The organism is Lentzea sp. DG1S-22, assembly GCF_036321065.1.
In the GTDB taxonomy this organism is placed as follows: domain Bacteria; phylum Actinomycetota; class Actinomycetes; order Mycobacteriales; family Pseudonocardiaceae; genus Lentzea; species Lentzea jiangxiensis.
In genome coordinates this window covers 4,090,762-4,117,001 of record NZ_CP143276.1, presented here as the reverse complement: position 1 = coordinate 4,117,001, position 26,240 = coordinate 4,090,762, and the positions used below count along the sequence as shown (strand labels likewise).

Sequence of the window (26,240 nt, the reverse complement as noted above, 5' to 3'; positions counted from 1 at the left end):
CCGTTCGCCCGCGGGCACGTGGACGGGCTACAAATCGGGCATGTTGCGCAAGTACCCGCGAACGCCCCACCTCGAGGGCTCGCGCCTGCAGCCGGGCGACGAGGACCTCGACCAGGTGCCGTTCCGCGCGATCGCGGGACGGCACCTCGTGGTCGAGGAGAAGCTCGACGGTGCCAACGCGGGCATCAGCTTCGACTCCGGCGGCGTGCTGAAGTTGCAGTCGCGCGGCCACTTCCTGGCGGGCGGCCCCCGCGAACGGCAGTTCGCACCGCTGAAGGCGTGGGCCGCGACGCACCAGGGAGTGCTGTGGGAGAGGCTCGGCACCCGGTACGTGCTCTACGGGGAATGGCTCTACGCCAAGCACACCGTGTTCTACGACGCGCTGCCGCACCACTTCTGCGAGTTCGACCTGCTCGACCGCACGACCGGCGAGTTCCTGTCCACACCGGAACGCCGGCGGCTGCTCGAAGGTACCCCGGTCGTCTCCGTGCCGGTGCTGCACGAGGGACCGCTGGGGAAGCTGAAGGACCTGACCGCGCTGCTCGGCCCGTCCACCTGCCGCACCCCGCGGTGGCATGACGCCCTGGTCGAAGCCGCTCGCGCGGCCGGGCAGAACCCGCAGGTCGTTGTCGCGGAGACGGATCCGGACGACGACATGGAAGGCCTCTACATCAAGGTGGAGGAGGACGGCCGCACGGTCGAGCGCTACAAGTGGGTGCGACCGACGTTCCACACGGCCGTGCTCGACTCCGGAAGCCACTGGCAGGACCGCCCGATCCTGCCGAACCAGGTGGTGGCCCGTGTTTGAGCAACTCTGCCCCACTGGTCCGAAGTGGACTCTCGACTGGGACGCCGTCCGGTCGGCGTTTCCCTGGGTACGCGCCATGGAGGGCGTGCCGCAGGACCCGGTGCACCACGCGGAAGGCGACGTCGCCACGCACACCCGGATGGCGTGCGAGGCGCTGGTGTCCCTGCCGGAGTGGCGGGCGCGCCCGGAAGCCGACCGGGTGCGGCTGTTCGCGACGGTGCTGCTGCACGACTCCGCGAAACCGTTCCGCACCCAGACCGCGGACGGCCGTGTCACCGCCCACGGGCACTCCCGCGCCGGCGACCTGCTGGCGCGCAGGGTCCTGTGGGAGATGGGCCGCCCGATCGCCTGGCGCGAGCACGTCGCCGCGCTGGTGCGGCACCACCAGGTGCCGTTCTGGGCGCTGGAACGCCCGGACCTCGACCGCATCGCGTTCCGGGTGAGCCTGCTCGCGCGCAACGACGACCTGGCGACACTCGCTCGCGCCGACATCCTCGGCCGGATCTGCCAGGACGCCGACGCGGTGCTGGAGAACATCGCGCTGTTCGAGGAGTACTGCCGCGAACGCGACTGCCTCGACCGCCCGCGCGCCTTCCCGTCCGACCACGCGAGGTTCCAGTACTTCCGCACGCCCGGCCGCGACCCGGACTACGACGCCTACGACGACACGCGCGTCGAGGTGACGGTGCTGTCCGGCCTGCCCGGTGTCGGCAAGGACCACTGGATCGCCGCGCACCGGCCTGGCTGGACCGTGGTGAGCCTCGACGCGGTGCGGTCCCGACTCGGCATCGCCCCCGACGGCGACCAGCGACCGGTGGCCGCCGCGGCGTTCGAGGAGGCGCGGACGCTGCTGAGGGCGGGGGAGCGGTTCGTCTAGAACGCGACCAACATTTCCCGGCAACTGCGCGACCGGTGCATCGGACTGGCTGCCGACTACCGCGCGCGGATCAACCTGGTCGGGCTGGAGGCGCCGCGGACCGTGATCCACGCGCGCAACCGCTCGCGTCCCGAACCGGTGCCGGCCGCCGTGATCGACCGGCTCGTCGGCAAGTGGGAGGCGGTCGACCCCACCGAGGCGCACGTCGTCGAACGAGTGGACACCTCGCCGATCTCGTCGCGCACCCCGGCAGGCTGATCTTCAGGTCCGGCTCGCCACCATCTGCGCCGCAAGGGCCGCGTCAACGCGGCGGCCGCGCACCTGCGGCAGGCCTTCGACCTGGCCCGGCAGCTCAGCGCCCCACCCGCTGGCGAACTCGCGGGTGATGAGGTCCGCGACGAGGACGACCAGGTGCAGGGCCTGACCAAGCAGGAGAACCGGGTCGCGCGGACGGCGGCGCAGGGCCTGACGAACCGGCGGATCGCCGAGACCCCGCACCTGACCCGCCGCACGGTGGAACTGCACCTGTCGAGCGCCTACCGCAAGCTCGGCATCCACGGACGTGCCGAACTCGCCGCCGCCCTGTGGTCCTGACGACGGGCAGGGCTGGTCACCCGAGCTGCGACGCCTCGCGGGCGAGCGTCTCGACGCGGTCCCAGTCGCCTGCCTCGAGGGCGTCCTTCGGAGCGAGCCACGAGCCGCCGACGCAGCCGACGTTCGGCAGCGCGAGGTACTTCGGCGCCGTCTGGGGCGTGATGCCTCCGGTCGGGCAGAACCTGATGTGCGGAATCGGGCCGCCGATCGACTTCAGGTAGTCGACGCCACCGGCGGCCTCTGCCGGGAAGAACTTGAGCGCGTCCAGCCCGCGCTCGGCCAGCCGCATCACCTCGGACACCGTCGCCGCGCCCGGCAGGTACGGCAGTCCGGTCGCGTCGGCGGCGTCGAGCACGCGGTCGGTCGTGCCGGGCGTGACGAGGAACGCCGCCCCGGCCTTCGCGGCCTGCTCGGCGTGCTCCGGCGCCGTGACGGTGCCCGCGCCGATCACGATCTCCGGCACTTCGCGCGCGACGTTCTCGATCGCGGCGAGCGCGGCCGGGGTGCGCAGCGTGAGCTCGATGACGCGCACGCCGCCGCGCAGCAGTGCCCGGGCGAGCGGCACCGCGTGGTCGGCGTCGTCAACCACGACGACGGGGATGACGGGCGAGAGCGCGAGCAGGTCGGCTCCGGTGGTCGCGCCGTTGGTCACGGTGTCACTCCTTGGCAGATCTGGTGAGCGGAAACCGATATATCGCACACCGCCGGGCCGGCCGTCGCCCCGCTGTCCCTGATCTCACTGCCCGCCACCTCACCGGATGCAAAAAACGTTTGCGGACGAAGTCAAAAGACTCGTTGCAAAGGTGGGCGGCGGCGGTGGGCGGAACGTGGTGCTTCGAGGGCGTCCGCGAGGACGGCTGGTCGGGCGTCACCGCCCCTTTGCAACGGGTCTTTTGCGGACGAAGCCCAACGAGCCATTGCTAAGGGGCAGGTCAGCGGTAGTGCGAAAGTAATATATCGGTGGTGGATGGGGTCGAGGGTCAGTGGTGGGTGACCGGGGCGAAGTGGTCGGCGGTGATCGGGCCGAACACCGTCGCGCCGCGGTCGGCGGGTCCGACGGTACGGCGCAGGGCGGCGAACAGCTCGCGTCCCGTGCCCGCCCACTCGTGGCTCGACGGCGGGAAGTCGACGAGCGGGCGTGATGCCAGCTCTTCGGCGGGCACCCGGACCTCCAGGGTGCCGGCGGTGGCGTCGAGGCGGACGACGTCGCCGTCGCGGACCCGGCCGAGCGGGCCGCCGACCGCGGCTTCCGGGGTCACCTGGATCGCGGCCGGGATCTTGCCCGAGGCGCCGGACATGCGGCCGTCGGTCACGAGGGCGACCTTGTAGCCGCGGTCCATCAGTACGCCGAGGGGCGGCGTCAGCTTGTGCAGCTCGGGCATGCCGTTGGCCTGGGGGCCCTGCTGGCGGACCACGACGACCACGTCGCGGTCGAGCTCGCCCGCCTTGAAGGCCTCCTGGAACGACTCCTGCGTGGTGAAGACGCGGGCCGGGGCCTCGACGACGTGGTTCTCCGCCGCCACGGCCGACACCTTGATGACCGAACGGCCGAGGTTGCCGGACAGCATGCGCAGGCCGCCGTCGGAGGCGAACGGGTCCGAAGCGGGACGCAGCACGTCGGTGTCCAGCGAGCGGCCCGGGCCGTCGACCCAGATCAGCTCGCCGTCGGCCAGCACCGGTTCCTGGCGGTAGCGGTCGAGGCCGTGGCCGACGACCGTGGTGACGTCGGCGTGCAGGAGTCCGGCGTCGAGGAGGGTGCCGACGACGAACTGGACGCCGCCCGCGGCCTGGAAGTGGTTGATGTCGGCGCCGCCGTTCGGGTAGACCCGCGCGATGAGCGGCACGACCGACGACAGGTCCGAGAAGTCGTCCCAGCTCAGCTCGATGCCCGCGGCCGCGGCGATGGCGACGAGGTGCATGGTGTGGTTCGTGGAGCCACCGGTGGCGAGCAGGGCGACGACGCCGTTGACCACGGCCTTCTCGTCGACGATGTGCGCGATCGGGGTGTAGCCCTCGCCCTTGGCCATCTCGACGGCGCGGCGGCCCGCGTGCTCGGTCAGGGCGCGGCGCAGGGTCGTGCCCGGCGGCACGAACGAGGCGCCCGGCAGGTGCAGGCCCATGACCTCGACGACCATTTGGTTCGAGTTCGCGGTGCCGTAGAACGTGCAGGTGCCGGGCGAGTGGTACGAGGCCGCCTCGGCCTCCAGCAGGTCCTCGCGGGAGGCCTTGCCCTCGGCGTACAGCTGCCGGACGCGGGCCTTCTCCTTGTTGGACAGGCCGGACGCCATCGGACCGGCGGGCACCAGGATCGACGGCAGGTGGCCGAACGACAGCGCGCCGATCAGCAGGCCGGGCACGATCTTGTCGCACACGCCCAGCAGGACGGCGGCGTCGAACATCTCGTGCGACAGGGCGACGCCGGTGGACATCGCGATCACGTCGCGGCTGAACAGCGACAGCTCCATGCCGTCACGGCCCTGCGTGATGCCGTCGCACATGGCCGGCACGCCGCCCGCGAACTGGGAGACGCCGCCGACGGAGCGCACGGCGTCCTTGATCCAGGCCGGGTACTCCTGGAACGGCTGGTGGGCCGAGAGCATGTCGTTGTAGGACGACACGATCGCGACGTTGGACTTGCGCAGCGCGCGCAGCGCCGCCTTGTCGCCGCCGGTGATTCCGGCGAAGCCGTGCGCCAGGTTGCTGCACGCGAAGCCGGACCGGGACGTTCCGTCCTGCGCGGCGGCCGCCACGCGTTCGAGGTACACGCGGCGGGAATCGGCGCTCCGGGCGGCGATCCGGCGTGTCACCTCGGTCAGAACAGGATGCAGTTCGGTCATGGGGGTCTCCGGGTCATCACGGGCCGTGGTGGGGCCCTCACGAGACGACAACAGTGGCGTCCCACGGACGGGCGTGACGCCACACACAGTAAGTCATGGCTGGTCGTAGACACAAAAACGATTCAGTAACTGGTCTGGAACCAGTTTTGAATCTTGGCGTGTGGTGCTTGTCACATCGCTTGAGATTGGGCAGAGTGCGGGGCACGACCTTGGAACGGAGGTGTCCCATGAACTCCACGGAGATCGTCGAGCTGCGCCGGGTCATCGGTCAGATGCGGCACGCCGTCAGCAACCTGCGCGCCAAGTACGGCGACGTGGCAGCCGTGCAGCGACTCGCCAACGACGTCGAGCGCATGGACATAGACGCCACCGAACTCGTCGACCTCAGCACCCCGAGGCAGCGCAAAGCGCCCCACTTGGAACGCGAGGTCGTGGTCGTGCCCGACACGCCTTACGACGAGTCGCTCTGGAAGGACGCGGACGACGAAGGACTCGGTGGCTACCGGCACCGGACCTGAGCCGAGCTGATCACACGGCCCCCGCCTGACGCGGGGGCCGTGTGTGTTCCTCCACAACGACGTGGCCCCCCAGAAAGGTGAGCAATGGCGAGGGCAGAGATCGCCGCCAGGACTCTGCGCACGGACCGATGGTGGCTGCCACCGCTGACGACATTCGTCGGCCTGCTGCTCATCTCGATCTACGCGGCGTTCCGCACGTTCCAGGGGGACTACTACTGGGTCGACCAGTACCACTACCTCACACCGATGTACTCGCCGTGCCTCACCGAGGAGTGCATCCCGGCGGCGTCGCACTTCGGCCAGTGGTTCCCGGCGCTGCCCGGCTTCCTGACCCCGCCGCTGCTGATCATCCCGTTCCTGCTGGGCTTCCGGATCACCTGCTACTACTACCGCAAGGCCTACTACCGCGCGGCCTGGGCGTCACCGCCCGCGTGCGCCGTGGCCGAGCCGCACGGCAAGTACACCGGCGAGACCCGGTTCCCGCTCATCGCCCAGAACCTGCACCGCTACTTCTTCTACGCGGCCTCGCTCCTGCTGCTGATCAACATCTACGACGCGGTGCTCGCGTTCGGCACCGGCCTGGGCCTCGGCAACATCATCCTGCTCGTCAACGTCAGCCTGCTCGCCGCGTACACGTTGTCGTGCCACTCGTGCCGCCACATCGCGGGCGGACGCCTCAAGCACTTCTCCAAGCACCCGGTCCGCTACTGGACGTGGACGCAGATCTCGAAGCTCAACAACCGGCACATGCAGCTCGCCTGGGCTTCGCTGATCTTCGTCTGCCTCACGGACCTGTACGTCGCGCTGGTCGCCTCGGGAACGATCTCCGACCTCCGCTTCATCGACTAAGGAGTGGTTTTGCCCGAGCTGGAAAGGCATTCGTTCGACGTTCTCGTGATCGGCGCGGGTGGTGCCGGTCTGCGTGCCGCGATCGAGGCCCGTGAGCACGGCCTGCGCACCGCCGTTCTCTGCAAATCGTTGTTCGGCAAGGCCCACACCGTCATGGCCGAAGGCGGGATCGCCGCCGCCATGGGCAACGCGAACGAGAGCGACAACTGGCAGGTCCACTTCCGCGACACCATGCGCGGGGGCAAGTTCCTCAACAACTGGCGCATGGCCGAGCTGCACGCCCAGGAAGCGCCGCAACGGGTCTGGGAGCTCGAGACCTACGGCGCGCTGTTCGACCGCACCAAGGACGGCCGCATCTCGCAACGCAACTTCGGTGGCCACGAGTACCCGCGCCTCGCCCACGTCGGCGACCGCACCGGCCTCGAGCTGATCCGCACGCTGCAGCAGAAGATCGTGTCGTTGCAGCAGGACGACTTCAAGGAGTTCGGCGACTACGAGGAACGCCTGCGGGTGTTCCAGGAGTTCACCGTCACCGAGCTCGTCAAGGACGGCGGCCGGTCCGGCGAAGAGGGCAGGATCGCCGGCGCGTTCGGCTACTGGCGCGAGTCCGGCCGGTTCGTGCTGTTCGAGGCACCCGCGGTGATCCTCGCGACCGGCGGCATCGGCAAGTCCTTCAAGGTCACCTCGAACTCCTGGGAGTACACCGGCGACGGCCACGCGCTCGCGATGCGCGCGGGGGCCTCGCTGATCAACATGGAGTTCATCCAGTTCCACCCCACCGGCATGGTCTGGCCGCCGTCGGTCAAGGGCATCCTCGTCACCGAGTCCGTCCGCGGTGACGGCGGCGTGCTCCGCAACTCCGACGGCAAGCGGTTCATGTTCGACTACATCCCCGAGGTCTTCAAGGACAAGTACGCCGACAACGAGGAAGAGGCCGACCGCTGGTACACCGACCAGGCGAACAACCGGCGCCCACCGGAGCTGCTGCCGCGTGACGAGGTCGCCCGCGCGATCAACTCCGAGGTGAAGGCAGGCCGGGGATCACCGCACGGAGGCGTCTTCCTCGACGTGTCCACGCGCCTGCCCGCCGAGGAGATCCGCCGCCGGCTGCCGTCCATGCACCACCAGTTCAAGGAACTGGCCGACGTGGACATCACCGCGCAGCCCATGGAGGTCGGCCCGACCTGCCACTACGTGATGGGCGGCGTCGAGGTCGACCCGGACACCGGATCCTCCTCCGTACCGGGGCTCTACGCCGCGGGCGAGGTCTCCGGCGGCATGCACGGCTCGAACCGGCTGGGCGGCAACTCGCTGTCCGACCTGCTGGTGTTCGGCCGGCGCGCCGGGGCGGGCGCCGCGGAGTACGTGCGCGCGCTCGGCGACCGGCCCGTCGTGACCGAGGAGGCCGTCACCGAGGCGCGGGCCACGGCGCTCAAGCCGTTCCAGCACGAGGGCGGCGAGAACCCGTACACGCTGCACATGGAGCTGCAGCAGTCGATGAACGACCTCGTCGGCATCATCCGCCGCGCCGGTGAGATGGAGGAGGCGTTGCAGCGGCTGGAGAAGCTCAAGGAACGCGCCCGGTCGCTGACCGTCGAGGGCCACCAGCAGTTCAACCCCGGCTGGCACCTCGCGCTCGACCTGCGCAACATGCTGCTCGTGTCGGAGTGCGTCGCGAAGGCGGCGTTGCTGCGCACGGAGTCCCGCGGCGGCCACACCCGCGACGACCACCCGTCGATGGACTCCGAGTGGCGCCGGAAGCTGCTGGTGTGCACGACCTCCGGCGAGGGAGTGCGCGTCGAGGAGAAGCCGCAGATCCCGATCCGGCCCGACCTGCTGGACCTGTTCGACCGCACCGAACTGGAGAAGTACCTCACCGCCGAGGAGTTGTCATGAGCTACCAGGGGAAGTTCCGGGTGTGGCGCGGTGACGACTCCGGTGGCGCGCTGGAGGACTTCACCGTCGAGGTCAACGAGGGCGAGGTCGTCCTCGACATCATCCACCGGCTGCAGGCCACGCAGGCACCGGACCTCGCGGTGCGGTGGAACTGCAAGGCGGGCAAGTGCGGCTCGTGCTCCGCGGAGATCAACGGACGGCCGCGCCTGCTCTGCATGACCCGCATGTCGATCTTCGAGGAGTCGGAGACGATCACGGTCACGCCGATGCGGACGTTCCCGATCATCCGCGACCTCGTGACCGACGTGTCCTACAACTACACCAAGGCGCGCGAGGTCCCGTCGTTCGCGCCGCCGAAGGACCTGGAGCCGGGCGAGTACCGGATGCAGCAGGTCGACGTCGAGCGCTCGCAGGAGTTCCGCAAGTGCATCGAGTGCTTCCTGTGCCAGAACACCTGCCACGTGATCCGTGACCACGAGGAGAACAAGGAGGCGTTCTCGGGACCGCGGTTCCTCATGCGGGTCGCGGAACTGGAGATGCACCCGCTCGACACCGCGGACCGCGTCGACCAGGCCCAGGACGAGCACGGGCTCGGCTACTGCAACATCACCAAGTGCTGCAGCGAGGTCTGCCCCGAGCACATCCACATCACCGACAACGCGCTCATCCCCATGAAGGAGCGCGTCGCCGACCGCAAGTACGACCCGATCGTGTGGCTCGGCAACAAGCTGTTCAAGCGGTCCTAGCGAAGGCCTGCGGCACGACCAGCCCGGACTCGTACGCCATCACCACGGCCTGAGCCCGGCTGGTCAGCCGCAGCTTCGTCATCACGCGGTTGAGGTGCGTCTTCACCGTGCCCTCCGTGACCGTCAGCCTGGTCGCGATGGCCGTGTTCGTCAGGCCCGTGCCGACCAGCCTCAGCACCTCGCGCTCGCGGCCCGTGAGCTCGTCCAGGCCCACCGGGCACCACGGCGGCACCGCCGCGTCACCGCGCAGGTAGGCCGCCACGAGTCTGCGCATCACCGTGGGGCTGAACTGCATCTCGCCCGAGGCGACGGCGGTGATCGCGGCGATCAGCCTGGCCGGCTCGGACTCCTTCAGCACGAACCCGGCCGCGCCCAGCCGCAACGCCTCGTGCACGTGCTCGTCGAGGTCGAACGTCGTCAGGACCAGCACCCGCGCCGAGGCCGCGGCCCGCTTCAGCGCGGCCGTGCCCGGCAGGCGGATGTCCATCAGGACCACGTCCGGGCGCGACGACTCGGCCAGGAGCGCGGCGGTGTGGCCGTCCGCTGCCTCGCCGACGACGGTGAGATCAGGTGAAGCGTTCAGCAACGCGACCAGGCCCGCACGGAACAACGGCTGGTCGTCGACCACAAGCACGCGCGCCACAACGTCCCTCATTCATGTGACGTCACCGCGGAAGTTCCCCCACCACGAGCGTACCGCGAAAGTTGACAGGAGATCCACTCCCCGTGAGACGACCGGGTTCCGCTCCCGCCGCTACGTTCCGCTGCATGCGCACCGCATCGGCAGACCTGCTCGCCGCCCGCACGGTCACCGTCGACGGCTCGGAAGTCTGGCTCCGCGTCACGGCCAGCCCGGTCGACCTGGAGATCCGGTGGTGCGGGGGCGACCGGCTGGCGGGCAGCCCCGTGCTGTTCCCCGCCGGAGACCGCTCACGGCGGCTGCTCGGCGCCGGTCTGCGCGCCGGCACCACTTTCTCCCTCGACGTCGTGGGGGAGCAGGACCCCGACTGGTCCGGTGTCGTCGACTGGAACGTCTGACGCCGCCCGGGAAAGCGAACGGGGCGTGTCCGATGTGGACACGCCCCGGTGCACCCGGTCCCGGCTCCGAGCGGTGCCGCTCAGGCGGAAGCGGCGGCGGACTCGGCGACCTGGACCTGCGCGGCCTTGCCGTCGTCGAGGTGGATGACCTTCTTGTTGCGGCGGTTACGCTTCTCGAGGTAGTTCGCGAACCACGACAGCAACAGGCACAGTCCGATGTAGATCAGCGCGACCACGATCATGACCGAGATCATCGGGCGGCCGAAGTTCGGCGCGTCGTTGCCGATGCGCGTGCCCCAGCGCAGCAACTCCTCGAACGTGATGAGGAAGCCGAGCGCGGTGTCCTTGAGCAGCACGACGAGCTGGCTGATGATGGTCGGCATCATCGCCCGCAACGCCTGCGGCAGCAGCACGAACGTCATCACCTGCGTCTTGCGCATGCCCAGCGCGTACGCGGCCTCGCTCTGGCCCTTCGGCAGCGAGTTGATGCCCGCGCGGAAGATCTCCGCGAGCACCGAGCCGTTGTAGAGCATCAGGCTGATGACGACCGCCGTGAACGCGCTCAGCTTCACCCCGGCCACGGGAAGGCCGTAGTAGAAGAAGAACATCATGATCACGAGCGGGATCGCGCGGAAGATCTCGACGACCACCGCGGCGGGCCCGCGCACCCACGCGTGGTCGGACAGCCGCGCCGCCGCGAAGATCGCGCCGAACAGCAGTGCCAGCACCGCTCCGGCGGCGAACGCGGTGAGCGTGTTGCCGATCGCCTCGAGCAGGGAGAGCTGGATCTGCTTGTAGTTGATCCAGTCGAGCCTGCGCGGGGAGAACTGGTCGGTGGCGATGAACCGCATGGCCACGTACGCGACCGCGGCGACGGCGGCCGCGACGCCGACGACGGCCATGATCCGGTGGCGGACGCGGGCCTTCGGGCCGGGGATGTCGAACAGCACCATGCTCATCGGGCCACGCTCCACCGCTTCTCGAAGACCTGCTGCACGTACGTCAGCGGCATCACCAGGATCACGAACCCGACCGCCACCCACAGGAGTCCGAGCAGGACGTTCTCACCCTGCTCCGACAGCGAGTCGCGGATCGAGCCCGCCTGCACGACGGCGAAACCGGACGCGACCGTCGTGTTCTTCAGCAACGCGATCATCGTGCTCGTCATCGGCGGCACGACCGAACGCAGCGCCTGCGGCAGCACCACGTTCCCGAGCATCTGCGTGAACGTGAGGCCGAGCGCGCGCGACGCCTCGGCCTGGCCGACCGGCACGGTGTTGATGCCCGAACGCACGACCTCGCAGACGAAGGCGGCGGTGTAGAGCGACAAGGACACGACAGCCGCGGTGTAGGCGTCGATCTTCACGATCTCCAGCAACGGGTACGCGAAGACGAAGAACACGAACACCAGCGTGAGCGGCGTGTTGCGCAGCACCGTCACGTAGGTGGCACCGATGCCCCGGAACACGGGCACGGGGCTGACCCGCAACGCCGCGAGGAGCGTGCCCAGCACGAGCGACAGCACCGCGGAGATCGCGAACAGCTGGAGGGTCTGCCCGAACGTGGACAGGAAGAGATCTAGGTTGTTGGTGAGGACGCTCATCGGTTTCCTTGCCGTCCGTCCGCCTTCAAAGGAACGGCCGGTGGACCCACGCGGGATCCACCGGCCACGTGAGGAACCGTCAGTACCGGTCGATCGTCGGCTTCTGGGCCGACGAGCCCGACTTGCCGAGCGTGCCGTCGTAGATCTTCTGCCACGTGCCGTCGTCGAGCGAGGCCTGCAGGACGTCGTTGAACTTCGTGCGCAGGGCGGTGTCCTCCTTGGGGACGCCGATGCCGTACGGCTCGCTGGAGAACGTCTTGCCGACGACCCTCAGCTTGCCCTCCTCGGCGGAGGCGTAGCCCTTGAGGATCGCGTCGTCCGTGGTGACCGCGTCGATCTCACCGTTGAGCAGCTTGGTGACGCACTGCGAGTAGCCCTGGAACTCCAGGATGTTCTCCGGCTCGGTGTAGCCGTTCTCGCGGATCTTCTTCACCGGGGTGGAGCCGGTGACCGAGCAGACCTTCTTGCCCTTGAGGGTCTCCGGGCCGGTGATGTCGGTGTTGTCCTTCTTCACCAGCAGGTCCTGGCCGGCGACGAAGTACGGTCCGGCGAAGCCGACCTTCTCCTTGCGGCCCGCGTTGATCGTGTAGGTGCCGACGTAGTAGTCGACGTCACCGTTGATCAGCGCCTGCTCGCGCGCGGCGGACTGGATCGTCTTGAACTGGATCTTCTCGGGGTCGAAGCCCAGCTTGGCCGACATCAGGCGCGCGATGTCGATGTCGAAGCCGCTGTACTTGTTGGTCGTCGGGTCCTTGTAGCCCAGACCCGGCTGGTCCTCCTTGACACCGACGATCAGCGAGCCGCGCGCCTTCGCCTTCTCGAACGTGGGCGAGCCGTCGACCTTGACGTCCTTGGCGACCTCGAACAGGCCGGCGGGCGCCGCCGAGTCGGTCGGGCTGCCCTCCTTGCCACACGCGGTCAGGGCCAGTGCGCCCGTCAGCAGCACCGCCGCAAGGGTGCGAACCCTCATCGTCCTTCTCCTGCCATTCCGTTCGAAAGTGGGCTGACTACTAGTGAGTCAGGATCTTGCCAAGGAAGTCCTTCGCGCGGTTGGACTTCGGGGCCGAGAAGAACTCTTCCGGGGTCGAGTCCTCGACGACCTCGCCGTCGGACATGAAGATCACCCGGTCCGCGGCCTTGCGGGCGAAGCCCATCTCGTGGGTGACGACGAGCATCGTCATCCCGTCCTTCGCGAGGCCCGTCATGACGTCCAGGACCTCCTGGACCATCTCCGGGTCGAGCGCCGAGGTGGGCTCGTCGAACAGCATCACCTTGGGCTTCATGGCGAGCGCGCGGGCGATCGCCGCGCGCTGCTGCTGACCACCGGAGAGCTGCGCGGGGAACTTGTCGGCCTGGTTCGCGATCCCGACCCGCTCCAGCAGCTCCATCGCGGTCTTGCGCGCGTCGGCGGCGGGGGTCTTGCGGACCTTCACCGGCGCGAGCATCACGTTCTCGACGATGGTCTTGTGCGCGAAAAGGTTGAACGATTGGAACACCATGCCCACATCGGCGCGCAGGCGAGCCAGTTCTTTTCCTTCGGCGGGAAGCGGCTGGCCGTCGACCTCGATGACGCCGGAATCGATCGGCTCGAGGCGGTTGATGGTCCGGCACAGGGTCGACTTACCGGAACCCGACGGCCCCAGCACGACCACGACCTGCCCCTTCGGCACTTCCAGCTGCACGTTCTTGAGCACGTGCAACGGGCCGAAGAACTTGTCCACACCCGCCACGCGAATCATCGGCGGTGCAGAGGCGGCAGTCATCCAGTCCTCCATTTGGGGTCGTCGGCGTTGGCGGAAACCTAGGTGTCCGCCACCACACCAGTCCAGGACATTGAGCAAGACTTAGGGTCTCAACTCTGTCACAGGCAGACATCGGTTGCCCGGGAGGTAGCGAAAGTGCGCGTGCTGCTCGTCGAGGACGACGACAGGGTCGCCGAGGCCTTGGTCCCAGCCCTGACCAGGCGGGGTTTCCACGTGGACCGGCAGGCCACGGGCCGCGGCACGCTCGACCGCCTCGCGGGCGTCGACGTGGTGCTGCTCGACCTCGGCCTGCCCGACATGGACGGTGTGACGCTGTGCCGTGCCATCAGGGCCGCCTCGGACGTCGCGATCATCGTGGTGTCCGCGCGGGGGGAGATCGACGACCGGATCCTCGGCCTGCACGCCGGCGCCGACGACTACCTGGTCAAGCCCTACGACGTGGGGGAGCTCGTCGCCCGCGTGCACGCCGTGCGCCGCCGCCGCGGCGCCGACCCGGTCGGGGTGGGCGCGGCGTCCACGGAGGTGTTCGAGACCGGCGACGTGCGGGTCGACCTGGGACGCCACGAGGTCACGGTCGCCGGGGAGTCGGTCGCGCTGTCGCGCAAGGAGTTCCAGGTGCTCGCGCTCGTCATGGCCGCGGGCGGCGCGGTGTGCACGCGGGAGCGGATCCTCGCCGAGGTGTGGGGACGCACCTGGTCGGGCGCGAACCGCACCCTGGACGTGCACGTCGCCACGCTGCGGACCAAACTCGGCAGGCCCGCGCTGCTGGAGACCGTGCGCGGCGTCGGATACCGGCTGGGGCAGGTGTGATCTCGATTGAGTGATTCTCGCGCGGCGTTGCGCGGTCGGGTGGGGTGACGGCTCGTGAGGTCCCGACTGCTGGGAGTGGTGCTCGCGCTGGTCGTGCTGGTGCTCGTCGGCCTCGGGGTGCCGCTGGGCAGGGGCGTGGCGGCCGCGGAGCAGCAGGAGATGTTCCTCGACCGGCTCACCGACACGAGCCGGTTCGCCTCGCTCGCCGCGCGGCCGCTGATCGACGACAAGCCGGACCTGCTGCGCCCCGAGCTGCAGCGCTACGACGAGCTCTACGGCATCGGCGTGGCCGTCGTCGCCCGTGACGCGCCGACGGTGCCGCTGGTGGCGTCGCGCAACGACCTCGCGCTCGGCGAGAGCGGCGTGCAGGACCTGGTCAGCAAGGCGCTGGCCGGGCGCCTGCCGGTCGCGCCGCCGCTGTTCATGCCGTGGGACGACGAACGGCTGGTGCTCGCCGAGCCCGTCCTGGTCGACGGCGAGGTGCGCGGCGCGGTGATCACTTTCTCGCCGACCGCGAAGACCCGCTTCGAGGTGCTGGCGTGGTGGGCGCTGCTGCTGGCGGCGAGCCTGCTGGTGCTGGCGCTGGCCGTGCTGCTGGCGCTGCCGGTGGTCCGCTGGACGCTGCGGCCGGTGCAGGCCCTCGACGACGCGACGGGCAAGCTCCTCGCCGCCGTCGTGGCGGGCCGGCCGGTGCCGCCGGTGGGCGCGGAGAGCGGACCGCCGGAGCTGAGGCAGCTCAGCCGGTCCTTCGACCAGATGGCCGCGAACGTCAGCGACGTGCTCGCCTCCCAGCGGGCCTTCGTCGCCGACGCCTCGCACCAGCTGCGCAACCCGTTGACCGCGCTGAAACTCCGTCTGTCCAACCTGGAGGGTCACGTCGACGCCGAGGCCGAGGTGCACCAGGTCGAGGCGCTGAGCGAGACCGACCGCCTCAACCGCATCCTCGACGAGCTGCTCGCCATGGCGCGGGCCGAGTCGAGCTCGGTGGACCCGGTGCCGGTCGACGTCGACAAGTCCGTGGCGGCCCGGCTCTCGGCGTGGCAGGCGGCCGCCGCCGCCAAGGAGGTGCACCTCGTGCTCGACGGGCACCGCGTCGGCATGGCGCTCGCCCCGCCGCGCGGCGTCGAGACCATCCTGGACGCGTTGCTCGACAACGCCCTCAAGTTCACCCCCGAGGGGACGTTGATCGTGGTCGACGCCCGCAAGGCCGGCGGCGTCATCCGGCTCTCCGTCGCCGACCACGGGCCCGGTCTGCAGCCCGAGGAGCTCGAACGCGCCACCGACCGGTTCTGGCGCAGCCCCGCCCACCAGAACGTGCCCGGCTCCGGCCTCGGCCTGTCGATCGTGCGGCTGGTCGTCGAGCGCGTCGACGGCGTCGTCCGGCTGGAGTCGCCCGAGGACGGCGGGCTGAAGGTCGTGGTCGAGCTCCCGGCCGTCTAGGAGCTCAGATCTTGCTCTCGCGGTAGTAGCGCATGGCGCCGTTGTGCAGCGGTACCGGTGACGTCTCGATCGCCGACCGCTGCTCGATCGTGCGGGCCGCCGAGTGCGCCTTCACGAGCTCCGGCTGCCCTTCGAACAGCTGCCGCACCAGCGCCTCGGCCACGTCGTCGGGCATCTTCTCGCTGACGAGCAGGAAGTTGCGCACGACGAGGGTGATGACCGGCCCGACCGGGTCGGACTGCAGGGTGTAGGTGGACGCGGGCAGCGTCGCCGCCCCGTACACGGGTTTCTCGCGGCGGAACTTCGGCAGCACGTCGCTCAGGTCGAGCATCCGCACGCCGAGCCCCTTGGTGAGGTCCGTGATGGCCTGCGTCGGCAGACCGCCCGACCAGAAGAACGCGTCGAGCCTGCCCTCGCGCATCGCCTGGGCGGAGTCGTCGAGGTTGAGGTTGACCGCCTGGGGCGTGACACCCGCCGACCTGAGCAGCGCGCTCGCGATGATCTCGACGCCCGACTCCCGGCCGCCGATCGACACGCGCAGGCCGTCGAGCTGGGCGAACTTCGTCACCGGGAGATCGGCGCGGACGATGACCTGCAGGTAGTCGTCGTGCATGCGGGCCAGGGCGCGGAGCTTGTCCGAACCGGCGACGCCCTCCAGCGCGTCGGCCTGCGAGAAGCCGACCTGCGCCTGGTCGTTGATGAGGCGGGTGACGTTGTCCTTGGAACCGGCCGTCGCGACGACCTGGGGACGCGTGATGCCGAGGCGCCCGCTCCAGATGTCCGCGAGGCCGCGGCCGAGCGAGTAGTAGACGCCGCCGGGGCTGCCGGTCGCCATGGTGATCTTGATGTCCGACACCGTGCTGCCGCACCCCGTCAGGACCGTTGCGGCGGTCAACAGGCTCACGGCGGCGTGCATTCGTCCGAACACCAGCGCATCGTGCCACGGGGACCGGCGGGCGTTGCACCCGACGAAGGTCTCGCCTGGTCACGGCGCTCATCGGCGAGGCTTTGCCCGGTCCGCGCAACTCGGGCCACTGACCAGGGGTTATCGTGGTGGGCGTGAGTACCGCGCAGGTTCGCAAGAGCTTCCAGATCCGCACGTTCGGGTGTCAGATGAACGTGCACGACTCCGAGCGGCTCGCCGGTCTGCTCGAGGACGCGGGCTACGAGCGGGCGACCCAGGACGAACAGGCCGACGTCGTCGTCTTCAACACCTGCGCCGTCCGCGAGAACGCCGACAACAAGCTCTACGGCACGCTCGGCCACCTCGCCCCGCAGAAGGCGGCCAAGCCCGGCATGCAGATCGCCGTCGGCGGCTGCCTCGCGCAGAAGGACCGCAGCGAGATCGTCCGGCGCGCCCCGTGGGTGGACGTCGTGTTCGGCACGCACAACATCGGCTCGCTGCCGGTGCTGCTCGAACGCGCCCGCCACAACTCCGAGGCGCAGGTCGAGATCCTCGACGCGCTGGAGACGTTCCCGTCGTCGCTGCCGGCCGCGCGCGACTCCGCCTACTCGGGCTGGGTGTCGATCTCGGTGGGCTGCAACAACACCTGCACGTTCTGCATCGTGCCGTCGTTGCGCGGCAAGGAGAAGGACCGCCGCCCCGGCGACGTGCTGGCCGAGGTGCGGACGCTCGTCGACGAGGGCGTGCTGGAGGTGACGCTGCTGGGCCAGAACGTCAACTCCTACGGCGTCGAGTTCGGCGACAGGCTCGCGTTCGGCAAGCTGCTGCGCGCCTGCGGCGACATCGACGGGCTGGAGCGCGTGCGCTTCACCTCGCCGCACCCCAAGGACTTCACCGACGACGTCATCGCCGCCATGGCCGAGACGCCGAACGTGTGCCACAGCCTGCACATGCCGCTGCAGTCCGGTTCGGACCGGCTGCTCAAGGCGATGCGCCGCTCGTACCGCACGGAGAAGTACCTGGGGATCATCGACAAGGTCCGCGCCGCCATGCCGGACGCCGCGATCACCACCGACATCATCGTCGGCTTCCCCGGCGAGACCGAGGAGGACTTCCAGGGCACGCTCGACGTCGTGCGCCAGGCCCGGTTCTCGTCGGCGTTCACGTTCCAGTACTCGAAGCGCCCCGGGACCCCGGCCGCCGACCTGCCGGACCAGCTGCCCAAGGCCGTGGTGCAGGAGCGCTTCGACCGGCTCGTGGCGCTGCAGAACGAGATGACGCACACGCTCAACAAGGAGCAGGTGGGCCGCACCGTCGAGGTCCTCGTCGCCACCGGCGAGGGCAAGCGCGACGCCGAGACGCAGCGCATGAGCGGCCGTGCCCGCGACGGGCGCCTGGTGCACTTCACACCCGGTGCGACGGGTCCGCGTCCCGGCGACGTCGTCGAGACCGTCGTGACCTACGCCGCCCCGCACTACCTCGTCGCGGACGGGGAACCGCTGTCGTGGCGCCGCACGAAGGCCGGTGACCGCTCCGAGGCCGGCATCAAGCCCAAGACCGCGGGCATCGGCCTCGGCCTGCCCTCGTTCGGAGCCCCCGCGCCGCTGCCCGCCGTCTCGGGGTGTGCGGCCCAGTGAGTGATGAGGACTTCTTGCGCAAGGAAATCGACGCGGTCGAGCACCAGGCGGCCAAGAGGATCGACCCCGGCAAGGGCGCGCTGACGATCTCGGTCGCGGTGCTGGCGATCCTGGTGTCGCTGGTGCTGCCGTGGATCGGCGAGCACTCGGGCCTGCAGGTGGTGCTCGGCGAGGCTGACCTGTTCCTGCCGACGCTGTTCTCCTACCTCGCCCTCGGCATCGGCGTGGTCGGCTCGGGCGTCACGCTCGCGGTGCGGCGCTGGGTCCTCACGTGGGTGTGCTCGCTCGGGCTGTTCGCCGGGTCGATCATCGGCGTGCTGTCCATCTGGACGCAGCAGACCACGACGAGCAACAAGACGATCGGGCCCGGCCCCGGCATCGGGCTGATCATCGCGGTGATCGCCGTCGTCGTCCTGCTGGTGAAGTGGGTCAAGATCGCGGCCTCACGCCCGCCGCAGCTGTGACGCACCCTCCCCGCCGCCGGAGAAACGCCCGCCGGCGGGAAGACGCCTGAGGGCCCCTCTCCACGCGGGAGGGCGAATTCGAGGGGTCGTTGCAACACAGGTGATCAACTGGCTTGGGCCAGGAGCTTGGTCAAGCGCTCGGCTGGGGTGTCCCAGCCGAGCGTTTTGCGTGGGCGGCGGTTGAGTTGTGCGGCGACGGCGGCGAGGTCCTCGGCGCTGTGGACGGACAGGTCGCTGCCTTTGGGGAAGTACTGGCGTAGCAGGCCGTTGGTGTTCTCGTTGGAGCCGCGTTGCCAGGGGCTGTGCGGGTCGCAGAAGTAGACGGGCGTGCCGGTGGCGACGCTGAACTCGTGGTGACGGCCCATTTCCGAGCCTTGGTCCCAGGTCAGTGACTGGCGCAGATGTGCGGGCAGGGTGCCGATCGTGGTGATCAGGCCGTCGCGGACGGTCTCGGCGTCATGGCGTGCGGGCAGATGCACGAGCATCACGTAGCGGGTGGCGCGTTCGACCAGGGTGCCGATCGCGGAGGTGCCGCCGCCGCCGATGATCAGATCGCCTTCCCAGTGGCCTGGGACGGCGCGGTCCTCGGCCTCGGCGGGCCGCTCACTGATCATGATCATCGGATGGGTGAACCGGGGCTGGCGCCGCTCCGGTGCGCGGTGAGGCTTGCGGACGGTGCGGCCGGTGCGCAGCGCGCGGGCCAGCTCGCGGCGTAGTTCGCCGCGGCCTTGCAGGTAGAGCGTCTGGTAGATCGTCTCGTGGGTCACGTGCAGCTCCGGCCGGTCGGGATGGTCGCGGCGCAGCCGGCGGCTGATCTGCTCGGGGCTGAACCGGTCGTCCAGCATGCCCTGCACCCGCTCCCGCAACTCGGGGCAGGCCGTGATCTTGCGCGTCTTCGGGCGCGGCCGGCGCCGGTCGGCCCGGTCCTGGGCCGCGTGCGGCCGATAGTCACCCGAGCCGGGATGACGGTTACGCGTGATCTCCCGGCTGACGGTGGACGGCGGGCGGCCCAGCTCGGCGGCGATCGACCGCACCCCTCGCCCCGCCCGCAGCAGGTCGGCGATCACGATCCGCTCGTCGAGCGACAGGAACCGGCCCGTCGACGGCGCAGGCCGGACGGCGGGCGGCTGGTCCGCCTTCCGTCCGGCCTGGCTCTTGCGTCCATACCGCCACCGATGCCCGGTCCGCCGGTTGATCCCGACAATCCGGCACGCCTGCGCGGTGCCCACACCCTTCGCCACAAGATCAAGATATTGGCGGCGCTCCGCCACCAACTTCCTACGTCCTGCGGCGACCGGTCCTCACGGATCTCGAACACTGCAACCCCTGAACAACTCAGGTGTTGCAACGATCCCTAGAACCCAAGGAGAGGGGCCCTCAGGCGTCAAAAACCTCTAGCGGGTCGCCAGCGCCTGCTCGGCGGCGGCGAGCCACTCGCGCCACTGCGCCGCCTGCGCCTCGGCCTGCTCGGTGCGGCGCTTGTCGCCCGCGGCACGGGCCTTGGCGGCCTGCGCCTCGAACTGCTCCACGCGCTCGCGGAACTGCGCCACGCGGGCCTCGGCCTCGGGGTCGGAGCGGCGCCACTGCGCGTCGACCGCGCCGCGGACCCTCTCCTCGATCGCGCGGAGCTTGCCCTCGAGCTCGCGGATGCGCTCGCGCGGCACCTTGCCGATGGCGTCCCAGCGCTCCTGGATCTTGTAGAGCTGCTGGCGCGCCGTCTCGAGGTCGGCCGACGGGTCGATCGCCTCGGCCTCGGCGAGCAGCTCCTCCTTCAGCTTCGCGTTGGCCGAGAACTCGGCGTCACGCTCGCTGAACGCCTCGGAACGCCGCTGGAAGAACGCGTCCTGCGCGGCGCGGAACCGCTGCCAGAGCGCGTCGTCGGCCTCCTTGGGCGCACGCCCGGCGGCCTTCCACTCGACCATGAGCTCCTTGTAGCGGCCGGCCGTGGGACCCCAGTCGTCGGAGTCGACGAGCTTCTCGGCCTCCTCGACCAGCGCCTGCTTGGAGGACTTGGCCACCGAGCGCTGGCGGTCGAGGTCCGCGAAGTGCGAGCCGCGACGGCGGTTGAACGCGTCACGGGCCTTCGAGAACCGGCGCCACAGCTGCTCGTCGGTCTTGCGGTCGACGCCGCGGATGGTCTTCCACTCGTCGAGGATCGCGCGCAGCCGGTCGCCCGCGACCTTCCACTGGGTCGACTCGTTCGCGATCGACTCGGCCTCGTCGACGAGCGCCTGCTTGCGCGCCACGGCCTGGGCGCGGGCGGCCTCCTTGGCCTCCTTCGCCTTCTCCATGCCGGCCTCGGCCTGCTGCAGCACGTGCTCGACGCGGGCGGCCAGCGCCTTCAGGTCGCCGACCACGGCGGCCTCGGCGAGCTGCTCCTTGACGTGCTTCGCGCTGGTCAGGGCGTGCTTGGGGTCGCCGGCGCCGGACGCGAGCCGCGAGACGAGCAGCTCGACCTCGGTGCGCAGGTCGTCGAAGCGCCGCGCGAAGTGCGCGAGGCCCTCGACCGGCTCACCGGCCTGCCACGACCCGACGGCGCGCTCGCCGTCCTCGGTCTTCACGTACACGGTGCCGTCGGCGTCCACGCGCCCCCAGCGGTCAGGGTGGTCCGACGCCACGGGGACGGCCGGAGGCGTCGCCTGCGCGGTCTCCTTCGGCGTCTCCTCGACCACACCCTCGGCTGCGACCTCCACCGGGGCGGTCTCGGCCACGGCCTCCGGTGTGCTGTCCTGCTCCGACATCGCCGGTTCCTCCCATCTGACGCCCGTGCCTGCCACGGGCGCCCCGCCGTTGGCGGGGCCGATGCAATACGGGCGCTGAGGGGTCTCCCGTCCCCAGTTCCCCGCGCGCATTCAAACAGGTCAGAGCTCGACTCGGTACTGGGAGTCCACGATAGGTAGCCTCGTTCGTCGTGATCACCCGTGCCGTGGTGGTGCCGCACCCACCTCTCCTGGTGCCAGAACTGGTCGCCGGCGCCGCCGCCGAGACCGAGCCCGTGCGCTCCGCAACCCTTGCCGCGGCGGGAAAACTGCCCGGTCAGTGGATCGCGGTCGCCGCGGACGACAGCGGTCCGGCGACGTTCGCGCCGCCGATGTCGGGAACTTTTCTCGGTTACGGGGTCGACGTGCCGGTGTCACTCGGCGGTGACCTGCCGCCGGACGCCGAAATTCCTTTGCCCGTGCTAATCACGGCGTGGCTGCGGGAACAGTGCGCAGCCGAGGTGTCACGCGTCGAAATCATCCCGCGTGACCTGCCCGTTCCCGACTGCGTCTCGTTTGGACGGCGACTGGCGGAGGAGGACTGCGGCCTGCTCGTCCTCGGTGACGGCTCGACCCGGCACGGCCCCCGGTCACCGGGGTCCGACGACGAGCGTTCGGGACCTTTCGACTCCCTGGTCCACACTGTGCTGGCGGCCGCCGACGTGGACGGCCTGCTCGGCCTCGACGTGGACCTCGCCCGCGAGCTGGGGGCGCAGGGCCGTGCGGCCTGGCAGGTCCTCGCCGGCGTGCCCGGACCGTGGCGCTGCACCGGCGCCGAGTTCTTCGCACCGTTCGGCGTGGGCTACCACGTCGCCGTCTGGGAGCGCCCGTGATCACGCCCATCGCAGTCGTCGGACCCACCGCGACCGGCAAGTCCGACCTCGCCGTCGCCCTGGCGGAGCGGTTCGGGGGAGAGGTCGTCAACGCCGACGCCATGCAGCTCTACCGCGGCATGGACATCGGCACGGCGAAGATGCCGCTGTCCGAACGCAGGGGCGTCCCGCACCACCTGCTCGACGTCCTCTCGGTCACCGAGACCGCGTCGGTCGCCGCCTACCAGCGCGAGACGCGCGCCGTCGTCGAGGACCTGCTCGCCGCCGGGCGCCCGCCCGTCCTCGTCGGCGGCTCCGGCCTGTACGTGCAGGCCGTGCTCGACGACCTGAAGTTCCCCGGCACGGACGACGCGGTGCGGGAGCGCTTCGAGGCGGAACTGGCCTCGGCGGGCTCCGAGGCGTTGCACCGGCGCCTGCGGGAGCTCGACCCGGCCGCCGCGATCGCGATCCTGCCGTCCAACGGCCGCCGCATCGTGCGCGCGCTGGAGGTCATCGAACTCACCGGGCGGCCGTTCTCCGCGAACCTGCCCAAGCCGGGGCCCGCGCGCTACGGCACCGTCCAGATCGGCGTCGACCGCGAGGTGTCCGAACTGGACGAGCGCGTCGACCTGCGCGTGGACCGGATGTTCGCCGCGGGCCTGGAGGACGAGGTGCGCGCGCTGGTCCGCATCGGACTGCGCGACGGCAAGACGGCGTCGCGCGCGTTGGGCTACCAGCAGGTGCTGTCCGCAATGGACGGAGCCTGCACGATCGACTTCGCCGCCGAGGAGACCAAGCACGCCACCCGCCGGTTCGTGCGCAGGCAGCGCTCCTGGTTCCGGCGTGACCAGCGCATCACCTGGCTCGACGGTGCGCGGCCCGATCTGGTGGAAGCCGCCGGTAACCTGGTGCCGTGGAGTTCGTGAAGGGGCACGGCACGGAGAACGACTTCGTCGTCCTGCCCGACCTCGATGACCGGCTGGACCTGACCGTAGCGCGCGTGCAGGCGCTGTGCGACCGGCAGCGCGGCCTGGGCGCGGACGGCGTGCTGCGCGTCGTGCGCTCCGGTGGCGAGTCGGGCGGCAAGTGGTTCATGGACTACCGCAACGCCGACGGCTCCATCGCCGAGATGTGCGGCAACGGCCTGCGCGTCTTCGCCCGCTACCTCGTCGACGCGGGCCACCAGCCGCAGGGCGAGTTCGTCGTCGCCACTCGCGCGGGGGACAGGACCGTGGTGACGCACCCGGACGGCTCCGTCACGAACGACATGGGCCCGGCGCGCGTGACCGGCACGTCCATCGCCGCGGTCGACGGCGCCGGCATCAGCGGCTTCGCGGTCGACGTCGGCAACCCGCACCTGGCGTGCGTCACCGACGTCCCGGTCGAGAGCTTCGACCTCACCGTGCCGCCCGGCTACGACCCTGTGGTGTTCCCGCACGGCGTGAACGTCGAGCTGATCAACACCATCGGCGACAACGCCCTGCGCATGCGCGTCCACGAGCGCGGCGTCGGCGAGACCCGGTCCTGCGGCACCGGCACGGTCGCGTCCGTCGCCTCCTGGCTCGCCGGGCAGGGCAGGACGACCGGCTCGGCGACCGTCGACGTCCTCGGCGGCCAGGTCTACGTGACGATCGAGCCGACGACGTCGACGCTCACCGGACCCGCCGTGCTCGTCGCACGCGGCGAGCTCGACAAGTCCTGGTGGGACGCTCTGGCTTAACCGATATATCGGTTCCGGTGCGTCAGCCGAGCTCGTAGACCTCGACCTTCCCGAGGCGGTCCGGCTTGACCACGGACGGGTTCGAGTCCGGCGCCGTCAGGCACACCAGGTGGTCGTCCACGACGGCGACGGCGAAGCACGTCTGCGTCGTCTCGACCTTGTGCGTGATCCGGCCGCCCTCGGCCACCCGGAACACGGCGGGCTGCACCGAGGGCGCCACCCACACCCCGTCCCCGTCGCCCGCGATCCCGTCCGGCGCGATCCCGAACTCCTTCACCTCGGCCCACACCCTGCGGTTTTGCAACGATCCGTTGCGGTCGACCGAAAACGAAGTGAGCTTGAACGCAACGGTCTCGGCGACGACGAGGATGTTCCCGCTCTCGGACTCGCCCGTCGGGTCGGGCAGCAGCGCCATGCCGTTCGGGAACTTGAGGTCCTCGGCGACGACGCTGACGGAGCCGTCGGGCCGCACGAGCGCGAGCGAGGCACCCGGCGGGACGAAGTCCGGTTCGAGCAGGCGCGGGACGCCGACCTCGTCGATCAGGCCGTGCAGGTCGAAGCCGAAGTTGCCGACGTACGCCCGGCCCTCGCCGTCGACGAGCATGTCGTTGGCGTGGAAGGTCGCGATATCCGATATATCGGCGTGAACGACGAGTTCGCCGCCTTCGAGGCGGCGGACCGTGCGGTCGAGCATCGAGACGACGAGGAGCCGTCCGTCGGGCAGCCAGCCGAGGCCCGAGGGCTGGCCGTCGAAGGCGGCGACGACCTCGTCGGCGCCGCCGGTGAGGTCGAGGGCGTGCACCTCGCCCGCGTAGAAGTCGGAGTAGTACAGGCGCCCGTCCGGACCGCGCCGCGGTCCCTCGCCGAAGTGAAGACCGTCGCGCACAACCACCGTGTCAGCCATGAGCCGCGACGCTAGATGCCACCGGCAGGTCACGCATAGTCCGCAACGGCGAGAACAGCACCCACAGCATGCCCGCCACCGAGCCGGCCAGCGAGATCCACAACGTCGGCACGATGCCGATCCACGAGCCGAGCCCGCCGCCGAGCAACGCGCCCAGCGGCATCGCGCCCCACACCACCCAGCGGATCGAGGCGTTCATCCTGCCCAGCAGGTGGTCGGGGCAGATCGCCTGCCGGAAGCTCACCTGGCCGACGTTGTAGACGACGACGCCGAACGCGCTGACGGCGAGCCCGGCCATGGCGAACGCGACGCCCCAGCCCGGCTTCGTGAACGGCATCAGCAGCACGAACGGCCAGGTCAGCAGCGGTACGAGCCAGATCAGCCGTGCCTGCCCGATCAGCACGCCCAGCCGGTGCGCGACCATCGCCCCGAGCACGCCGCCGACACCGCTCGCGCTGAACACCAGCCCCGCCGTGCCCTCGTTCAGCCCGGCGACCCGCAGCAGGAACAGCACGCTGACGGCGTTCTGGATGCCGTGGAAGAAGTTCGAGGTGCCGGTGCACGCCACGATCTTGCGCAGGGTCGCGTTGCCGAAGACGAACCGCAGCCCCTCCATGATCTCGCGCCGCAGGTGCGGGTCGGGGTGGCGTTCCGGCACCGGCTCGGCGTTCTTGATCCGCAACAGGAAGAACGCCGAGCTCAGGTAGCCGAGGCCGGTGCCGAGCACACCGTTGGCGGCACCGAGGAACTGCGCCACGTAGCCGCCGATCGCGGGTCCCGACACGTCGGCCACGGAGAGGCTGGCCTGCAGCTTCGAGTTGCCCTCGACGAGTTGCTCGCGACCCACCAGCGACGGCAGGTACGACTGGTACGCGACGTCGAAGAAGACCGTGCACACGCCGACCCCGAGGCTCACCAGGACCAGTTGCGGCAGGTCGAGCACGGCCAGCCACCACGCGACCGGCACGCTCAGCATGAGCGCCGCCCGCGCGACGTCCATCGAGATCATGAGCGGCTTGCGGCGCATCCGGTCGACCCAGACGCCCGCCGGCAGACCGATCAGCAGGAACGCCATCGTGCTCGCCGCGGCCAGCAGTCCCATCTCGAACGGTGTCGCGTGCAGCACACCGGCCGCGAGCAGCGGGACGACCGTGATGCCGATGCTCGTGCCGAACTGGCTGATCGTGTCGCCGATCCACAGCCGGCGGAAGTCGTGATGCCCCCGAAGCGCCATGCGGCGAGTCTGCGCCGAGTGATTGGA

The 26,240-nt window shown here is 70.1% G+C and carries 28 protein-coding genes; 16 read left to right on the top strand and 12 right to left on the bottom strand.

Features of this window, described 5'->3' with window-relative positions; translation table 11 throughout:
* The first annotated feature begins 40 nt into the window (after window positions 1-40).
* The 4 genes from V1227_RS18345 to V1227_RS18330 all read left to right on the top strand — a co-directional run bounded on the left by V1227_RS18345 (window position 41) and on the right by V1227_RS18330 (window position 2,279).
* Window positions 41-808 (top strand): RNA ligase family protein, encoded by a 768-nt coding sequence (locus V1227_RS18345; RefSeq protein WP_329793790.1) that lies wholly within the window; start codon window positions 41-43, stop codon window positions 806-808.
* Complete coding sequence (locus V1227_RS18340) at window positions 801-1,685, top strand: HD domain-containing protein (protein WP_329793789.1); 885 nt, start codon at window positions 801-803, stop codon at window positions 1,683-1,685. Before V1227_RS18345 ends, V1227_RS18340 begins: the two co-directional genes overlap by 8 nt.
* 12 nt (window positions 1,686-1,697) lie before the next feature.
* The gene (locus V1227_RS18335) at window positions 1,698-1,943 is read left to right on the top strand and encodes a hypothetical protein (protein ID WP_329794055.1); all 246 of its coding nucleotides are present in this window, start codon (window positions 1,698-1,700) and stop codon (window positions 1,941-1,943) included.
* 153 nt (window positions 1,944-2,096) lie between these two features.
* Window positions 2,097-2,279 carry a response regulator transcription factor gene (locus tag V1227_RS18330; protein ID WP_442916506.1) on the top strand — a complete coding sequence of 61 codons (183 nt, stop codon included), beginning with the start codon at window positions 2,097-2,099 and terminating at the stop codon, window positions 2,277-2,279.
* A 16-nt stretch (window positions 2,280-2,295) separates the two neighbouring features.
* Here V1227_RS18330 and eda read toward each other — a convergent pair whose 3' ends face one another.
* Together eda and edd are read right to left on the bottom strand one after the other, a co-directional pair.
* Entirely contained in the window at window positions 2,296-2,931 is a 636-nt protein-coding gene (gene eda, locus V1227_RS18325) for a bifunctional 4-hydroxy-2-oxoglutarate aldolase/2-dehydro-3-deoxy-phosphogluconate aldolase (RefSeq protein ID WP_329793788.1), read from the bottom strand.
* 328 nt (window positions 2,932-3,259) lie between these two features.
* Window positions 3,260-5,116 (bottom strand): phosphogluconate dehydratase, encoded by a 1,857-nt coding sequence (gene edd / locus V1227_RS18320; protein WP_329793787.1) that lies wholly within the window; start codon window positions 5,114-5,116, stop codon window positions 3,260-3,262.
* A 227-nt stretch (window positions 5,117-5,343) separates the two neighbouring features.
* On the opposite strand from edd, the gene V1227_RS18315 reads away from it, so the two are divergent.
* From V1227_RS18315 to V1227_RS18300, 4 genes are all read left to right on the top strand, one after another.
* The gene (locus V1227_RS18315; RefSeq protein ID WP_329793786.1) at window positions 5,344-5,634 is read left to right on the top strand and encodes a hypothetical protein; all 291 of its coding nucleotides are present in this window, start codon (window positions 5,344-5,346) and stop codon (window positions 5,632-5,634) included.
* 84 nt (window positions 5,635-5,718) lie between these two features.
* Window positions 5,719-6,483: a hypothetical protein gene (locus V1227_RS18310; protein ID WP_329793785.1), complete on the top strand. Its 765-nt coding sequence runs from the start codon at window positions 5,719-5,721 to the stop codon at window positions 6,481-6,483.
* A 9-nt stretch (window positions 6,484-6,492) separates the two neighbouring features.
* Window positions 6,493-8,379: a fumarate reductase/succinate dehydrogenase flavoprotein subunit gene (locus tag V1227_RS18305; RefSeq protein WP_329793784.1), complete on the top strand. Its 1,887-nt coding sequence runs from the start codon at window positions 6,493-6,495 to the stop codon at window positions 8,377-8,379.
* A complete protein-coding gene (locus tag V1227_RS18300) occupies window positions 8,376-9,125 on the top strand; it encodes a succinate dehydrogenase/fumarate reductase iron-sulfur subunit (RefSeq protein ID WP_329793783.1) in 750 nt (249 codons plus the stop codon). Before V1227_RS18305 ends, V1227_RS18300 begins: the two co-directional genes overlap by 4 nt.
* Here the strand turns inward: V1227_RS18300 and V1227_RS18295 are convergent.
* A complete protein-coding gene (locus V1227_RS18295; RefSeq protein WP_329793781.1) occupies window positions 9,112-9,780 on the bottom strand; it encodes a response regulator transcription factor in 669 nt (222 codons plus the stop codon). The genes V1227_RS18300 and V1227_RS18295 overlap by 14 nt on opposite strands.
* Before the next feature lie 113 nt (window positions 9,781-9,893).
* Here V1227_RS18295 and V1227_RS18290 point away from each other — a divergent pair, with 113 nt between their 5' ends.
* Complete coding sequence (locus V1227_RS18290; protein WP_329793780.1) at window positions 9,894-10,163, top strand: hypothetical protein; 270 nt, start codon at window positions 9,894-9,896, stop codon at window positions 10,161-10,163.
* A gap of 80 nt (window positions 10,164-10,243) precedes the next feature.
* On the opposite strand, the gene V1227_RS18285 is transcribed toward V1227_RS18290, so the two are convergent.
* The 4 genes from V1227_RS18285 to V1227_RS18270 form a co-directional block, all read right to left on the bottom strand.
* On the bottom strand, window positions 10,244-11,122 hold the full coding sequence (locus V1227_RS18285) for an amino acid ABC transporter permease (RefSeq protein WP_329793779.1): 879 nt from the start codon (window positions 11,120-11,122) through the stop codon (window positions 10,244-10,246).
* Window positions 11,119-11,766: an amino acid ABC transporter permease gene (locus tag V1227_RS18280; RefSeq protein WP_090102762.1), complete on the bottom strand. Its 648-nt coding sequence runs from the start codon at window positions 11,764-11,766 to the stop codon at window positions 11,119-11,121. Before V1227_RS18280 ends, V1227_RS18285 begins: the two co-directional genes overlap by 4 nt.
* Before the next feature lie 79 nt (window positions 11,767-11,845).
* Window positions 11,846-12,736 (bottom strand): glutamate ABC transporter substrate-binding protein, encoded by an 891-nt coding sequence (locus tag V1227_RS18275; RefSeq protein ID WP_329793778.1) that lies wholly within the window; start codon window positions 12,734-12,736, stop codon window positions 11,846-11,848.
* Between the two features lie 40 nt (window positions 12,737-12,776).
* Window positions 12,777-13,505 carry an amino acid ABC transporter ATP-binding protein gene (locus V1227_RS18270; RefSeq protein WP_176960056.1) on the bottom strand — a complete coding sequence of 243 codons (729 nt, stop codon included), beginning with the start codon at window positions 13,503-13,505 and terminating at the stop codon, window positions 12,777-12,779.
* 159 nt (window positions 13,506-13,664) lie between these two features.
* Here V1227_RS18270 and V1227_RS18265 point away from each other — a divergent pair, with 159 nt between their 5' ends.
* The gene (locus tag V1227_RS18265; RefSeq protein WP_089924238.1) at window positions 13,665-14,339 is read left to right on the top strand and encodes a response regulator transcription factor; all 675 of its coding nucleotides are present in this window, start codon (window positions 13,665-13,667) and stop codon (window positions 14,337-14,339) included.
* 54 nt (window positions 14,340-14,393) lie between these two features.
* The gene (locus V1227_RS18260; RefSeq protein WP_329793777.1) at window positions 14,394-15,779 is read left to right on the top strand and encodes a sensor histidine kinase; all 1,386 of its coding nucleotides are present in this window, start codon (window positions 14,394-14,396) and stop codon (window positions 15,777-15,779) included.
* Window positions 15,780-15,783: 4 nt separating this feature from the next.
* Here V1227_RS18260 and V1227_RS18255 read toward each other — a convergent pair whose 3' ends face one another.
* Window positions 15,784-16,707: a TAXI family TRAP transporter solute-binding subunit gene (locus V1227_RS18255; RefSeq protein ID WP_329793776.1), complete on the bottom strand. Its 924-nt coding sequence runs from the start codon at window positions 16,705-16,707 to the stop codon at window positions 15,784-15,786.
* 131 nt (window positions 16,708-16,838) lie between these two features.
* Between V1227_RS18255 and miaB the strand changes: the two genes are divergently transcribed.
* Together miaB and V1227_RS18245 are read left to right on the top strand one after the other, a co-directional pair.
* Complete coding sequence (gene miaB / locus V1227_RS18250) at window positions 16,839-18,320, top strand: tRNA (N6-isopentenyl adenosine(37)-C2)-methylthiotransferase MiaB (protein ID WP_329793775.1); 1,482 nt, start codon at window positions 16,839-16,841, stop codon at window positions 18,318-18,320.
* Window positions 18,317-18,784, top strand: coding sequence for an Rv2732c family membrane protein (locus tag V1227_RS18245; protein WP_329793774.1), 468 nt, complete (start codon window positions 18,317-18,319; stop codon window positions 18,782-18,784). The genes miaB and V1227_RS18245 overlap by 4 nt, the downstream gene beginning before the upstream one ends.
* Window positions 18,785-18,888: 104 nt before the next feature.
* On the opposite strand, the gene V1227_RS18240 is transcribed toward V1227_RS18245, so the two are convergent.
* Window positions 18,889-20,025, bottom strand: coding sequence for an IS30 family transposase (locus V1227_RS18240; RefSeq protein WP_442916539.1), 1,137 nt, complete (start codon window positions 20,023-20,025; stop codon window positions 18,889-18,891).
* A 153-nt stretch (window positions 20,026-20,178) separates the two neighbouring features.
* On the bottom strand, window positions 20,179-21,525 hold the full coding sequence (locus tag V1227_RS18235; RefSeq protein ID WP_329793773.1) for a DUF349 domain-containing protein: 1,347 nt from the start codon (window positions 21,523-21,525) through the stop codon (window positions 20,179-20,181).
* A 170-nt stretch (window positions 21,526-21,695) separates the two neighbouring features.
* Here V1227_RS18235 and V1227_RS18230 point away from each other — a divergent pair, with 170 nt between their 5' ends.
* From V1227_RS18230 to dapF, 3 genes are read left to right on the top strand one after another with little or no spacing between them, the layout of a single operon-like run.
* The gene (locus tag V1227_RS18230; RefSeq protein ID WP_236223407.1) at window positions 21,696-22,376 is read left to right on the top strand and encodes a class III extradiol dioxygenase subunit B-like domain-containing protein; all 681 of its coding nucleotides are present in this window, start codon (window positions 21,696-21,698) and stop codon (window positions 22,374-22,376) included.
* Complete coding sequence (miaA, locus tag V1227_RS18225; RefSeq protein ID WP_329793772.1) at window positions 22,373-23,281, top strand: tRNA (adenosine(37)-N6)-dimethylallyltransferase MiaA; 909 nt, start codon at window positions 22,373-22,375, stop codon at window positions 23,279-23,281. Before V1227_RS18230 ends, miaA begins: the two co-directional genes overlap by 4 nt.
* On the top strand, window positions 23,269-24,075 hold the full coding sequence (gene dapF / locus V1227_RS18220) for a diaminopimelate epimerase (protein WP_329793771.1): 807 nt from the start codon (window positions 23,269-23,271) through the stop codon (window positions 24,073-24,075). Before miaA ends, dapF begins: the two co-directional genes overlap by 13 nt.
* Window positions 24,076-24,097: 22 nt before the next feature.
* On the opposite strand, the gene V1227_RS18215 is transcribed toward dapF, so the two are convergent.
* On the bottom strand, window positions 24,098-24,979 hold the full coding sequence (locus tag V1227_RS18215; RefSeq protein ID WP_329793770.1) for an SMP-30/gluconolactonase/LRE family protein: 882 nt from the start codon (window positions 24,977-24,979) through the stop codon (window positions 24,098-24,100).
* Window positions 24,972-26,213, bottom strand: a complete 1,242-nt coding sequence (locus V1227_RS18210; RefSeq protein WP_329793769.1) for an MFS transporter — start codon at window positions 26,211-26,213, stop codon at window positions 24,972-24,974. Before V1227_RS18210 ends, V1227_RS18215 begins: the two co-directional genes overlap by 8 nt.
* Between the last annotated feature and the right edge of the window lie 27 nt (window positions 26,214-26,240).